The organism is Rheinheimera sp. B2H12 (genome assembly GCF_059620065.1).
This window is the reverse complement of the sequence record NZ_CM184363.1, coordinates 4311912-4325448: the sequence shown is the minus strand read 5'-3', so window position 1 is coordinate 4325448 and position 13537 is coordinate 4311912. Positions and strand designations below refer to the sequence as shown.

General features: G+C 48.8%; 10 protein-coding genes. 6 read left to right on the top strand and 4 right to left on the bottom strand.

The features are described 5' to 3' along the window. Positions 1-252: 252 nt before the first annotated feature. Together AC53GJ_RS18445 and AC53GJ_RS18440 are read left to right on the top strand one after the other, a co-directional pair. Complete coding sequence (locus AC53GJ_RS18445; RefSeq protein ID WP_496729858.1) at positions 253-1872, top strand: methyl-accepting chemotaxis protein; 1620 nt, start codon at positions 253-255, stop codon at positions 1870-1872. A 187-nt stretch (positions 1873-2059) separates the two neighbouring features. Next, complete coding sequence (locus AC53GJ_RS18440) at positions 2060-3538, top strand: GGDEF domain-containing protein (protein ID WP_496729857.1); 1479 nt, start codon at positions 2060-2062, stop codon at positions 3536-3538. Here AC53GJ_RS18440 and AC53GJ_RS18435 read toward each other — a convergent pair. Further along, the gene (locus AC53GJ_RS18435) at positions 3530-4003 is read right to left on the bottom strand and encodes a LabA-like NYN domain-containing protein (protein WP_496729856.1); all 474 of its coding nucleotides are present in this window, start codon (positions 4001-4003) and stop codon (positions 3530-3532) included. The genes AC53GJ_RS18440 and AC53GJ_RS18435 overlap by 9 nt on opposite strands. Before the next feature lie 146 nt (positions 4004-4149). On the opposite strand from AC53GJ_RS18435, the gene AC53GJ_RS18430 reads away from it, so the two are divergent. After that, positions 4150-4620: a YehS family protein gene (locus tag AC53GJ_RS18430; RefSeq protein WP_496729855.1), complete on the top strand. Its 471-nt coding sequence runs from the start codon at positions 4150-4152 to the stop codon at positions 4618-4620. A gap of 38 nt (positions 4621-4658) precedes the next feature. On the opposite strand, the gene AC53GJ_RS18425 is transcribed toward AC53GJ_RS18430, so the two are convergent. Beyond that, positions 4659-5165 (bottom strand): Mpo1 family 2-hydroxy fatty acid dioxygenase, encoded by a 507-nt coding sequence (locus tag AC53GJ_RS18425; protein ID WP_496729854.1) that lies wholly within the window; start codon positions 5163-5165, stop codon positions 4659-4661. A 134-nt stretch (positions 5166-5299) separates the two neighbouring features. After that, on the bottom strand, positions 5300-5980 hold the full coding sequence (locus AC53GJ_RS18420; protein ID WP_496729853.1) for a Crp/Fnr family transcriptional regulator: 681 nt from the start codon (positions 5978-5980) through the stop codon (positions 5300-5302). Between the two features lie 431 nt (positions 5981-6411). Here AC53GJ_RS18420 and AC53GJ_RS18415 point away from each other — a divergent pair, with 431 nt between their 5' ends. After that, the gene (locus AC53GJ_RS18415) at positions 6412-7662 is read left to right on the top strand and encodes a DUF819 family protein (protein WP_496729852.1); all 1251 of its coding nucleotides are present in this window, start codon (positions 6412-6414) and stop codon (positions 7660-7662) included. A gap of 67 nt (positions 7663-7729) precedes the next feature. On the opposite strand, the gene AC53GJ_RS18410 is transcribed toward AC53GJ_RS18415, so the two are convergent. Continuing rightward, a complete protein-coding gene (locus tag AC53GJ_RS18410) occupies positions 7730-8758 on the bottom strand; it encodes a LacI family DNA-binding transcriptional regulator (protein ID WP_496729851.1) in 1029 nt (342 codons plus the stop codon). Positions 8759-9218: 460 nt separating this feature from the next. Between AC53GJ_RS18410 and AC53GJ_RS18405 the strand changes: the two genes are divergently transcribed. Together AC53GJ_RS18405 and AC53GJ_RS18400 are read left to right on the top strand one after the other, a co-directional pair. Further along, on the top strand, positions 9219-11843 hold the full coding sequence (locus AC53GJ_RS18405) for a TonB-dependent receptor (RefSeq protein ID WP_496729850.1): 2625 nt from the start codon (positions 9219-9221) through the stop codon (positions 11841-11843). A 140-nt stretch (positions 11844-11983) separates the two neighbouring features. Next, positions 11984-13528: a tryptophan halogenase family protein gene (locus AC53GJ_RS18400; RefSeq protein ID WP_496729849.1), complete on the top strand. Its 1545-nt coding sequence runs from the start codon at positions 11984-11986 to the stop codon at positions 13526-13528. The last annotated feature ends 9 nt before the right edge of the window (positions 13529-13537 follow it).

Genomic DNA, 13537 nt, shown 5'->3' with positions numbered 1-13537 from the left:
ATTATGCCATAGCCTGATCGGGGATACGAGTGGCAGCATCTGGTGCTGACTTGAGGGAGCAGAACAGATAAAAAAACTGATCCAACTATGCTTTGCTGCTGTAGATGTATCGAATGTGCCAGCCTGATGTTAGACATTGGCTGTTGTTGTACTAAGCTGGCTACTGAGGTGTCGCAGCCAAGCCTATGACTTGGCTGGTCATTATCTGCTCTGACTTGAATTTAACCTGTGGCCTGCAAATAAGGATCTGGCATGACGTTAATCAAAAAACTGGTTTCTGCTTTTGTGGTAATTGTCACGCTAGTGGTAATTTCAACACTGATATCGCTGACTCAGATGCAAAATATGCAACAGGCGGTGGCGCTGAATGACCACACCTTTAATGTGATCCGTACAGCCAATACGCTGGCGGAAGATCTTTTAAACATTGAAACAGCCGAGCGGGGTTTCATTGTCACGGGCAGCGAGGACTTTTTGCAGCCATACCATATCGGCAAAAAAGGCGCGGCTGAGGATCTGGCGAAATTACTGCAATTAACTCAGGATAATCCGGCTCAACAGGCGGTGCTGCATAAAATCGAACAGCAGATGCAAAACTGGCTCAGTCAGGTGATCGAACCGGAAATTGCCCAAATGCGTGCGGCGGAGGGTGAGCCAGCCAAAATCAGCGAGGTGCTGGCTTCGGTGCGAAGTGGTAAAGGTAAAGTGTTTATGGATACTATCCGGTTGGAACTGAGCCGTTTTATTGAAACAGAGCGCAGCTTGCTGGCAGAACGCACAGCTTCAGTGGCTTCGGCCCGCACTATGGCGTTTGCCAGTCTGCTACTGGGTGGACTGGCGGTATTAGTCGTGTCCGTAGTGATGGCCATCTACCTGAAAAATACCTTGCAAAACCGGCTGAACACGGCGAAAAATTTAGTCTCTGCAGTGGCATCAGGCCGGCTGAATAATCGGATTGATAGCAGTGGTGGTGATGAAATCAGTGAGTTGCTGGCTGGTATTGATGTGATGCAAGATCAGTTACGGCAGTTATTAGGGGATATCAAACAGGCCTCTGGTGAACTCGGCAGTGCCAGTGCTGTGGTCGCCGCTACAGCCGAGCAACTGAATGCTTCCGCCAACGAGCAATCACGGGCTTCCTCTTCTATTGCCGCTGCAGTGGAAGAACTCAGTGTGAGTATCAATCATGTCTCAGGCAGTTCAGCAGAAGCGCGGCAAATTGCCAGTGATTCAGGCCGGCAGGCCGAGCAAAGCAGTCAGGTGATCAGTAATACCGTCAGCAGTATGGAACGGATTGCCCAAGTCGTCAGGTCTGCCTCCAACCGCATTGAAGAGTTGGGGAAACAGTCGGAACAAATTTCCAGTATTGTCAGTGTCATCAAAGGCATTGCCGATCAGACCAATCTGCTGGCCCTGAATGCGGCTATTGAAGCGGCACGGGCCGGCGAACAAGGTCGCGGTTTTGCCGTGGTCGCCGACGAAGTCCGGATGTTGGCACAGAGGACCACGCAATCGACCAGTGAAATTTCTACCATGATTGGACTGATTTTATCCGGTACTTCAGATGCCGTAGGTCAAATGGGCAGCGGTGTGACCCAGGTCAACCAAGGGGTAGAACTGGCGGCCCAGGCCGGTACCGCCATCACTGAAATTCAGCGCAGTTTCCAGCAAGTGCTGACAGTGATAGAGCAAATCTCGCTGAATCTGAGCGAGCAGAATGCCGCCAGCCAGGAGGTGGCGGGTCATATCGAGCGTATTGCAACGATGTCGGCACAAAATACCGAAGCGACCGGCCATAGCAGTAAAGTGGCGCATGATCTGAAGGCGTTGTCTGGTCAGCTGAATCAGGCAGTGGCGCGCTTTACCCTATAGTCGAAACAGATGTAATCAGACGCCGGTGTCAGTGCAGTTGCACTGGCGTTTTTTTTTTGTCAAGGCGCTGCCAAAATATTCGCCAGTGCTGGCAAAACTGGTATGCTCACTGCTGATTTTGCATGCAGTAAAGCGTCTATCGTGATACTGATCAACCTTGATGACGCAGTGATGGGTTTCTGCTGGTATGACAAAACAACCACCTTCAAACTGCGCCCGCACACTGGCGCAGTATCTGGCGCAGTATCTGACTCTGGTGGCAACAGGTGGCTGGCGTCAGCAACTCTGTTTGTTTTTGCTTTGGTTAGCGGTGTGGCAAGCCGGTTATCTGGTTGAATATACCCATCATGCCAGTGTCTGGTTCCCCGCCGCAGGTTTAACTTTTGCCGCTTTGTTATTGCTTGGCTTCGCGGCTGTGCCGGCCTTAGTGCTGGTGGCCGTCACCGTCACCAGTTGGACAGTACAACATTATCAATTACCGCTGAACGGCTGGCAAACCTTGCAAGCGGGCTTGTTATTTGCGGTGGCGCATATTACACCTTACGCCGCTGGCGCGTTGTTATTACGCCATCTGGTACAACAACCCAAGTTACAGCTACCAAAACTAACCATCGCATTTTTACTGATTGGCTGCCTGACCACCTTATTAGCGGCTGTCGCGGTGATCGCACAGTTGGTGTTTTGCCAGATGTTACCGGTCGCGGATATCAGTCAAACCTGGTTACCTTTCTGGATTGGTGATATGGCGGGTGTGCTGGTGATGACGCCGCTGTTCTGTCTGTTGGCTAGCCAGTTGAAGCCTGGTTTGTTGTATCGTCTGACCGAATTTGTTGGCATCCAGCAACAAATCAGCCGGTACAGTTGGCTGAAACTGTTGCTGAATATCGCCTTGCTGACCTTGATGATGTGGCTGGCGGCAGTGACAGAATCCAGATATAGCGCTTTTGTGGTGTTTTTTTTGGTGATCCCGCATATGTGGCTGGCTTGTACTGAGTCGGTGCTGGTTAACTTGCTAGGTCTGACTCTCAGCAGTTTTTTTATTGCGCTCTGGGTGCATGTATTTGCCCTGATGGATCATGTGATGGTTTACCAGTTTGCGCTGAATGTGCTGGCTGCCAATACGCTGTTTGGTTTGACCTTACCGACGCTGATTGCTGACAACCAACGCTTGCAGCAAGTGGCTTTTACCGATGCTGTCACTCAGGTCGCTAATCGCGAGTTGCTGGAACAGCAAGCAAAAATGGCATTGTTACGCAGTCAGCATCAGCAATTACCCTTGTCGCTGATCGTGTTTGATATCGATTTACTGAAAAAAATCAACGACAGTTATGGCCATCAGACCGGTGATCTGGCATTACAGCAGTTATGCCTGATAGCCCAGCAGTCGTTGCGGCCAACCGATGTATTGGCACGTTATGGTGGTGATGAATTTGTGGTGTTATTGCCGGACACAAGGCTGGCCGAAAGTCGTGCTATTGCCAGCCGGATCCTGACGCAGTTGCAGTCACAGCGGATTGCCGATGACATGCCTTTAACCGCCAGCTTTGGGGTGGCCGAGTGGCAACCGGGTGAACAATATAACCAATTGTTTCAACGCGCCGACCAGGCCTTGTATCTGGCGAAACAACAAGGGCGGAACCAATTGGTGGTGGCAGGATTAACGTAACAGTTCAGGCAAAATGGGCCTGAATTCGTCGGCACTGTTGATCAGTGCATGCGCCGTTAACGCTGGCACGCCATAGACCAGGCTGCGGCAAGTGGTTCTTTGCCGCACCGCATCAAGCAACAAAGCAAAATCGCCGTCACCGGACAGCAGCACTAATTGGTCAACTTCACTGGCCAGCGTCAACACATCAATGGTTATCCCAACGTCCCAGTCAGCTTTACTGCTGCCATCCCGGCGCTGAATATAGGGTTTTAATTTCACTTCAAAACCGATATGACGCAGTGCGTCCTGAAACTTATGTTGTTGATCATCAACAGCTTCAATGGCATAAGCTCTGGCGTATTTGATGTTGCCAAGGGTTGTCAGTTGCTGCCATAACAGCCGGTAATTAAATTGCCGGCCATAACTCTGCCGGCAGGTGTAATAAATATTTTGCACGTCGATAAATACGGCGATGGAATTCACAGGTGGATCCAAGCAAGCTGAAAACTCGACTATAACACGGCGTTGGTCCGCTGCGACTGCGGCTTTTTGCCGTCAGATCTGCTAAAGTAGCCATTGTTTTGGGTTTAGTTGATTGTCTGGCGGCAAACCGCCTGTAGGAATATGTTGTGACCAATAACCAGATTTTACGTCGCCTGCGTTACGCTTTTGATTTTAATGACAGCACCATGATCAAGATTTTTGCGCATAGCGGGCTTGAAGTGAGCCGGGCTGAGGTTAGCGACTGGTTGAAAAAAGATGATGATACCGCTTTTGTTGCTATCACTGATCTGGCCTTAGCGCAGTTTCTGAATGGCTTGATTATCGAAAAACGTGGTCGTAAAGAAGGTCCGCAACCAGAAGCGGAAAGCAAACTGAATCACAATATTGTGTTTCGCAAATTAAAAATTGCGCTGGATTTGAAAGACGACGACATTCTGGCTTTATTGCAGCTGGCCGATTTCCGTTTGAGCAAACATGAATTGAGCGCTTTTTTCCGCCGGCCGGATCATCACCATTACCGCGCCTGTCAGGATCAGGTATTGCGCAACTTTATCAAAGGCGTACAGCTGAAATTCCGCTCAGCCAGCGAAGAGTAAAGGCACGACCAGACCATGAGCCTAGCTGGTGGTCGTGCTTACTGCCGCCATGACCGCTCCGGACCCGCAGCTGCGATAATTTGGGCCGCCAACTCTGGTCGTAATCCGAGTTTAAAAGCCAGTTCAGCGACGACGAACAAAGGTCCAATCAGCAAACCTGTGATGTCATCGACAAAAGCCGGTTTGCGTCCTTCAAAATAATGGCCAATAAACTGCAGCAGCCAGCCGAACATGAATAGAGCGACCGACCAGCCTAACCAGGCCGCTGTAGCTAACTGCGCCAATTGCTGTGCCAGAGCCAGACAGAGTCCGTGGAGTAGTAACATCGTCAGACCAAAACGCCAATCCAGCCTGCAATAAAATACTGAGCTGACTAACCAAAGCATCAAGGCGGGTGTTAGCTGCGACTGCTGAAACAGTGGCACTGATAATAAACTGAGCAAAGCAATCAGGATAAGCGGAATCCCGGCAAAATGGGTCAGGATGTTTTGTTTAACTCTGTGGTAATGGCTGTACTGAATTAAATGTTCGGCCAGAGTTTTCATCGTAAGCTCCACTGCTGAGTGACTGATAGCTTACTCTGCACCTTCACGGAGCATAACTCTGTCAACTGGCTGACATTTAACCCCGGTTCTGTGGATATAGCAGCAGCTCAGTTGAGACCAGCCGCCCGCCAGTTTTAGTCTGAGGCAGCCAGTTGTTGTAATAACTCTGGATCTGTCACTTCAATACTGGCATAAGCCAGCTTCACCACGCCTTGCTGCGCTAATTGTTGTAACAACTGATTGGTGGTTTGGCGGGATAACGATAATAACTGACCCAATTGCTCCTGCTGGATCAGAATTTGATACTGAGGTTGCTGACCCTGTAAGCGACATAACATTAATAACCGGCGCGCCAAACGTACCTTCGCCGGTTGCAGGCTGATATCTTCCATTGCGCGAAACACCAAGCGGACTTTTTCGGTCAACAGCCGGCCAAACAATTGCCACCAGCATGGCTGTTGGGCCAGTAATGTTTGCAGAAAAGGCGCAGGTAAATGAAATAAGGTGGTCGCACAGCTGGCAATGGCATCATGAGTCCGGCTTTGCTGGTCAAATAACGCAATTTCACCAAACCAATCGCCGCAGTTGACGATCGTCAGCAGCGCTTCTTTGCCACCAGCATGTAAACCGGAGATCAGCACCGCCCCGCCGAGCACCACGTAAATGCCATCGAAGCTGTCACCGCGGGCAAATAAGCGGCAGCCCTGGGCGAGTTGGATCATTTTGGCCCCTGCCAGCAGTTGTTGCTGCTGCACCTGAGTTAAGGCGGCAAACCAGGGACTATGTTGCTGTAGTGTGTGATTCCAGGCGGACATCTGAACCCCCTTAGCGACCAGAATTGACACCATAAAACAAAGTCGCATCAGAGGAAACTGTTTTATTGAGGCATTAAATCAGTCGCAATCGGGCAATTGCCACTGTTGGAAAAAACAACATCAGGCAACTCAGATGGCAGGACGTCTGCATTATTTGGCTGATTTAGCCATGTATTTTGTCAGTTAGCCGAAAAATAAAGCGTCAGATTGGCATTCTGCCGGCTTTGCATTTTCCAAAGCCAATAACTATGCTATTTTGCGAAAAATAGAAAATACATCATCTTCGTATTCCACAGCATGGCGACTCAAGGAAGATTGTATGATTTGCCGGTTGGCGGAATTAAATCAGTTTAACTGAGCTGTATATCACACTCGCTGTTATCACGAGCTTAAACAGCACGAAGATTACGTCAAACTTTTGGGGACTCTTAATGCAAGAATCTGCTGCTTTAATTACCAATGATGCGGTCGTGCTGGGCTTACTGGCGCTGATCCTTGGTTTTGTGTTTCATACCAGTCATAGCGCTCACCCTGGCTGGCAGAAATTTTATCGTTATGTGCCTTCGGTGTTGTTGTGTTATTTCTTACCTTCGCTGCTCAATACTTTTGGTATTGTCGATGGAAGTAAATCTCAATTATATGGTATGGCCTCGAGCTATTTACTTCCGGTCTGCCTGATTTTATTTACCTTGAGCATCGATTTCAAAGCTATTGTCGGCCTTGGCCCTAAGGCGTTGATTTTGTTTCTAACTGGTACTACTGGTGTGGTACTGGGTGGGCCTATTGCACTGGCCGCTGTCGGGACATTCTTTCCGGAACAAATGGGCGGTGAAGGGGCTGATGCCACCTGGCGTGGGATGGCGACTATCGCTGGCAGTTGGATTGGCGGCAGTGCTAACCAAGCTGCGATGAAAGAAGTCTTTCAACCGAGTGGCAGTATTTTTTCAGTGATGATTACGGTGGATGTATTGGTCGCCAACTGCTGGATGGCGATTTTGTTGTGGATGGCGGCGAATGCCAAACGTATTGATATGGCTAACGGCGCAGATACGACAGCACTGGAAAGTCTGAAAGACAAAATTGAAAAGTATCAGGCGGAGAACTCACGTAACCCATCCACAGCCGATTTAATCAAGTTACTGGCCGTTGGTTTTGGTCTGGCCGGTTTGGCTCATTGGTTGTCAGATTATATCGTTCCTTTTGTGAAGACCCATGCGCCGCAATTGGCGATGTATAGTCTGACCAGTAGCTTCTTCTGGATCGTGGTGCTGGCAACGACATTCGGTTTACTGTTGTCATTCACCAAAGCCCGTGAGTTGGAATCGGTCGGTGCTTCAAAACTGGGTTCAGTGCTGGTGTACGTGCTGGTTGCGACTATTGGCATGCACATGGATGTCACCGCAGTGATGGACTATCCGGTTATGTTCCTGGCAGGTCTGGTTTGGATTTCATTCCATGGCTTACTGATGTTTGGCATGCTAAAACTGTTAAAAGCGCCGGTGTTTTTTATGGCGGTTGGCAGCCAGGCCAATATTGGCGGTGCAGCTTCAGCACCAGTGGTTGCAGCAGCGTTCCATCCGGCGTTAGCGCCTGTTGGCGTCCTGCTTGCAGTATTGGGGTATGCACTTGGCACTTATGGTGGTTATCTGGCTGCTATTTTAATGCAGGCTGTCGCCCCTTAGTCAGTGCAGACTGGCAACGAAAAAAACGCCGCTCGATGCGGCGTTTTTGTTTACAAGCATGACCAGATTAAATTGGACAAGTACCGGTTGATTCCCGTACCAGCAATTCCGGAATAAAAACCGGTTGTTGGTCATTGTGGGTCGTTCTGTTGCCTGGTCTGGCATGGCGGAATAACAATTCTGCCGCTTGCAGCGCAATAGTACTGTTTGGCTGATGGGCCGTGGTTAATGGCGGCCAGGTCTGACGGGAAAACGGACTGTTTTCAAAACCGACAATCGACAGTTGCTGCGGGATCTCAATATTGGCCAGCCTGGCACTGAACAAAGCGCCAGCGGCGATTTCATCGTTACAGGCAAAAATAGCCGTTGGCGGTTGCGGTAAGTCCAGCAGATATTTAGCGCCTTTCACCCCGGATTCAAAAGAATAGCTGCCTGCCACAATAAATTTGCTGTTGGCCTGAATATGCCGTTTGGTCAGAGCGGCCTGAAAACCTGCCAGTCGCTCGCCGCTGGAGCTGTGCTCTTCGTCACCGCATAAAAATGCAATCTCAGTGTGGCCAAGCTCGAGCAGGTGATTGGTAATTTTAAAAGCGGCGGTAAAGTCATCCACCAACACACAGTTGGTCAGTTTTGGCGAAGGGGTCGAACCGGAAATGATCCGGACAAAATCTACCCCGATGCTTTCCAGTGCTTCGGCAATTTCCGGCATTTCTGAAAAGGGCGGGGTCAGCACCAGACCCGCCAGTCTGGCATGCTGCACCAACTCTATCACTTCCTGCACAATATCTTTGGATTTGGCATTGGTGGGATGGATCAGCAATTCATAACCATGTTTGCGGCAAGCCTCCAATAAACCTTTCTGCATATCAATAACATAGTAGGCGTTTGGGTTGTCATAGATATAACCAATACTATAAGAGCGTGCGCTGGCCAGATTACGTGCGGCCGCATTAGGCTGATAATTCAGCTGGCTGATCGCTGCCGCGACCTTATCGAAAGTTGCCTTTTTGACTGAGGGTTCATTATTCATCACTCTGGACACTGTCTTAATCGAAACGCCCGCCATTTCAGCGACGTCATTAATGGTTACTTTCATGCTGTGACCCTAAAAATATGACAATTGTCCCGCGCATCAGTGGCAGGATTTTTCTTGTGTTACTTGGCTTTTTGCATCAGCTGAGACAACAAATGACAGCGATGGTCAATTTGTAAGAAATTTTAAGTTAAGGGATACATCTTTTTTGTCTAAACGGCAATTGTTTCTTTATTAAAAAATTGCTAGCCAGTACCTTTCAAACAGAGGTGAGAATAATTAATTCTTAATTATCAATTAATTGTGTTTAATTTTTATTTTTTTAGCGGCAAAAATATATCAGGAAAAACTTAACCATTAAAAAAAATTCCATATTCGGTACTAAAAAAGCGGCTAAATTTTCAACTGCGGGCATTTGCAAATCAGAAATATTTTGTGTATGTTGATTTTTAATGACAACGCTGTCATCGCAAGACGAAAACAACACACACAAGATAAAAATAATCAGGAATGGGAGAAGCTCATGTCGCACAATAAAATGAATAAATGTGCACTGGCAGTAAAGTTAGGTTTAGTGGTTGGTGCTGCAGCTTTTGCAATGCCAGCACTGGCTCAGCAAACTGCGCAAACGCAATCTGCTACGCAGCAGACAGCTGCTGAAAAACAAGTTGAAGTCATGGAAGTTCGTGGTATCCGTCGTTCACTGGAAAGTGCAATGAATACCAAGCGTTTTGCCGATGCAGTTGTTGATGCCGTATCTGCGGAAGATATCGGTAAGTTCCCGGATAAAAACATTGCTGAATCACTGCAGCGGATTGCCGGTGTATCGATCAACCGTGGTTTTGTTGGTGAAGGTGCTGAAGTGTCAATTCGTGGTGTTGACCCGACATTGACCCAGGTCCAGATGAATGGCCAGTTTGTTGCTTCTACCGCCTGGTTCTCACAAGGTGCCAACCGTCGCAGCTTTAACATGGACCTGATGCCATCAGAAATGATCAAAGGTCTGGAAGTTTACAAGTCGCCAGTCGCTTCGCTGGATGAAGGTGGTGTCGGTGGTACTGTTATTCTGCGGACGCGCAAACCTTTAGAGCTGGATGCGGGTACTGTGTATGCTTCAGTTGAAGGCAATACCAACTCACTGGCTGATGACAATGGTTACGGCGCTTCTGTGTTAGGCAGTTGGAAAAACGACAACGAAAGCTTTGGTGTGCTGGCAATGGTTTCTACGCTGGAAACTATCGGTCGTGGCCGTAAAGCTGAAAACTACTGGGAAGAAGGCTGGTCTGCAGCTGGTGTGGCTGGTTTTGACCAGGATCGTGAACGTCAGGCTTTTGATATCACAGCACAGTTTGTGGTGACAGAACAACTTGAAATGACGTTACATGGTTTCCGTACTGAATTAGATGCTGCCAATACCAACCAGAACTTCCTGGTGATTGGTGCCGATGCTGCCAGTATGACCAATACTGCGGGTTCACGTCTGGTTCCTCCTGCTGGTGATAGAAAAGTGCCACTGCCATTAAAAGGCACGGTCAATAAAGGCGCCTGGTTTGCCCAGGATACCAACACTCGTGCAGCCAAGATGACCAGTGATGTGCTGGATTTAACCACCAGCTTTAAAGGCGATGGCTTTAAAGTGACGGGTGTGATTGGGACGACTTCTGCCGACGGTGGTGATGGTGGTAATGCCAACGGTTTGTGGGGCTTACCAATTAACGGTAACAACGGTATTTCCGTCGACGTGGATATGGATCTGTCGGATCGGATGTTGATTGCACCCAAAGGTGTGAGTCCAACCAATGCTGCCTGGCAAAAACTGCAAGGTCTTGAATTAAGACGTTCAGTGCTGGAAGATAAAGAAACTTACGCCCAACTGGACCTGAATAAAGAAATTGATGCCGGTATTTTTACCAGCATTGATGCAGGTATCAAAGTCCGTTCACATGAGTTCAGCAACCGTCGTTTTGACGCTTCGTTTGCAACCGACGCCAAGGGTAACGTGCTGTTGCTCGGTACTGTATCTGCAGCTGATTTCTCCGATGGTACGCTGGATGACTTTGGCAATGTGATGGCACCAGGTTCCATGACTTCTTACGTCAAGATTGACGGCAAAAAGTATTCGGATTTCCTGTATAAAAACGCCACTGCATGGGCCGAAAGTAAAGCTAACTATGGTGTGATCAAAGAAGACGTTTTTGCTGCTTATACGCAGGGTAATTTCTCTGGTGAAGGCTACCGCGGTAACATCGGTGTCCGTTATGTCAGTACTGAATCTGAAGGTCTGGCTTATAACGGTCTGCGCACTGCTATTGAGTCTTTTGATGGTAACTACGGCGATTTCCTGCCAAGTTTCAACTTGTCGATTGACCTGGCAGATGACTTAATTCTGCGGACTTCAGCAGCCAAAGTGATGACACGTGCCGGCTATAGTCAGTTGACACCAGGCTACCGTGGTTTACCTGAAACGCCACCAGAAAGTGGTCGTTTACAGGCATCTCGTGGCAACCCCGCATTAGATCCGTTCCGCGCCAATCAAATGGATGTAGGTCTGGAGTGGTACTACAACCCTTCATCTTTACTGTCAATGTCGCTGTTTAACAAAGACATTGCTTCTTTCATCAGCTCAAAAAATGTGTTTGAGAACCTGACGACTGCGCCAGTTCCAGGTCTGTATGAAGTGTCGATCCCGGATCAGGGTAAAGGCGGTAAAATCAAAGGGATGGAATTCCAGTGGCAAACCAACTTTGGTAATGGTTTTGGTGTGTTAGCCAACGCTACTTATGTAGATGCTTCCGGCGAAACAGACAGCGGTGTGAAAATCCGCCTGCCAGGTTCATCACGCACCTCGTACAACCTGACCGGTTATTACGAGCACGAGTGGTTCACCACCCGGTTAGCTTATACCACCCGTTCAGAGTTTAATGCCGAAGGTACAGCGCTGGGGAACGGTAGTGACGTATTCGATGGTCAGTCATTCCTGGATGCTTCAGTGGTGGTGCATGCCACAGAAAATCTGGATGTATCGCTGGAAGGTGTGAACCTTGGCAACGAAATCACTTATCAGCGCCACAGCACTGGGATGGAAACAATCCGGGTTATCACTGAAAACGGTCGTCGTTTCACGGTGAAAGCTTCTTACCGGTTCTAAGCCGATAGCAGCAGTTAGAAAATTGATAAAGAAGGAAGGTATTACCTTCCTTCTTTATCTGTTGCGATCAAAGTAACGTTGTTACCCGCAATCAGGTCGTATAAAGTCTGGTTTTGCTGCCGGGCTTGCTGAGGTGTGTTATGTCTGAACAGCTTATCCGTTCTGTGCTTGTGGTCGGTGGTGGCACTGCCGGCTGGTTAACGGCCGCGAATCTGGCCCGTACTTTTGGCAGTCAACAACCCGGAGCCATTCAGGTCACGCTGGTAGAATCACCGGATGTGCCGATTATTGGTGTGGGTGAAGGCACCTGGCCGACCATGCGGCGGACTTTACAAAAGCTTGGGATCAATGAAGCCGAGTTTTTAATCAACTGTCAGGCGACGTTTAAGCAAGGCACTTGTTTTATCAACTGGCAACAGGATCAAACGCCCAACCATTATCATCATTTATTTACCTCGTTGTATGACCCGACCGATTTTAATCTGGCGCCCTATTGGTTATCAGGTCTGGCCGGGACAGTGCCTTATGCCGAGGCCGTAAGTGCCCAGGCTGTGATAGCCCAGGCGGGTCTGGCACCGAAAAAAATCACCTCAAAACCTTATGAAGGTATTCTGAATTATTCGTACCATCTGGATGCAGGGAAGTTTTCCGTTTTTTTGCAGCAACATGCCACCGCAAAATTAGGCGTGAACCATATCAGTGCCCATGTCAGCCAGGTCAAACTCAGCCCGGATGGCGCTATCGCAGCAGTGGTTACCGCTGATGGTCGTGAGCTGCAGGCTGATTTTTTTGTTGATTGCAGTGGTTTTCAAAGTATGTTGCTGGGAGAAGCTCTGGGTATAGGTTTTACGCCGGTGTCAGATATTCTGTTAACCGATCATGCGGTCACTATCCAGGTGCCTTATCCTGCTGCTGATGCGCCAATTAATGCCTGTACCCATTCAACCGCGCAGCAAGCTGGCTGGATTTGGGATATTGGTCTGACCAATCGCCGTGGCGTCGGCCATGTCTATTCCAGTCAGCATCAGTCACATGATGCCGCAGAACAAACCTTACGCGACTACATAGGTCCTGCCGCGGAAGGGTTGACTGCCCGGCGGTTGTCGATGCGAGTAGGCTACCGTAACAAGTTCTGGCATAAAAACTGTGTTGCGATTGGTTTATCAGCCGCCTTTGTCGAACCCTTAGAAGCATCCGCCATTTTTTTGGTGGAGGCTGCTGCCAATATGCTGGCAGATCAATTACCTACCTTTAAAACTGCCTTGCCACAAGCAGAACAGAAGTTTAATCAGTCTTTCGGTTTCCGCTGGAAAAAGACGATAGATTTTATCAAGATGCATTACGTGTTATCAAAACGCCAGGGGGAATTCTGGCAGGATAACCGGCAGAACTCGGTGATCCCGGACAGTTTGCAGCAACAGTTGTTGTTCTGGCAGCAACAGCCGGTCAGTGCTTATGATTTTGCCCATGTCTATGAGCCATTCCCGATGGAAAGTTATCAGTATGTCCTGTACGGCATGGGGTTTGCGCAACAGTTGCCCGATCAACACCGTTTCGGGCAGCAGGCACAGGCCCGTGAATGTTTTATGCGTGTCCAGCAGGCGACAGCATTGTTGCGCCAGCAATTACCAGCACAACGTGAGCTGCTGGAAAAAATTCATCAATACGGTTTTCAGCAGATTTAAGGACGCAAG

Bases quoted from the DNA above. Each gene is read 5' to 3' on its own strand.
- AC53GJ_RS18445 (WP_496729858.1), top strand. From the start codon at position 253: ATGACGTTAATCAAAAAACTGGTTTCTGCTTTTGTGGTAATTGTCACG.
- AC53GJ_RS18440 (WP_496729857.1), top strand. From the start codon at position 2,060: ATGACAAAACAACCACCTTCAAACTGCGCCCGCACACTGGCGCAGTAT.
- AC53GJ_RS18425 (WP_496729854.1), bottom strand. From the start codon at position 5,165: ATGAAAACTCTGGCCGAACATTTAATTCAGTACAGCCATTACCACAGA.
- AC53GJ_RS18420 (WP_496729853.1), bottom strand. From the start codon at position 5,980: ATGTCCGCCTGGAATCACACACTACAGCAACATAGTCCCTGGTTTGCC.
- AC53GJ_RS18415 (WP_496729852.1), top strand. From the start codon at position 6,412: ATGCAAGAATCTGCTGCTTTAATTACCAATGATGCGGTCGTGCTGGGC.
- AC53GJ_RS18410 (WP_496729851.1), bottom strand. From the start codon at position 8,758: ATGAAAGTAACCATTAATGACGTCGCTGAAATGGCGGGCGTTTCGATT.
- AC53GJ_RS18405 (WP_496729850.1), top strand. From the start codon at position 9,219: ATGTCGCACAATAAAATGAATAAATGTGCACTGGCAGTAAAGTTAGGT.
- AC53GJ_RS18400 (WP_496729849.1), top strand. From the start codon at position 11,984: ATGTCTGAACAGCTTATCCGTTCTGTGCTTGTGGTCGGTGGTGGCACT.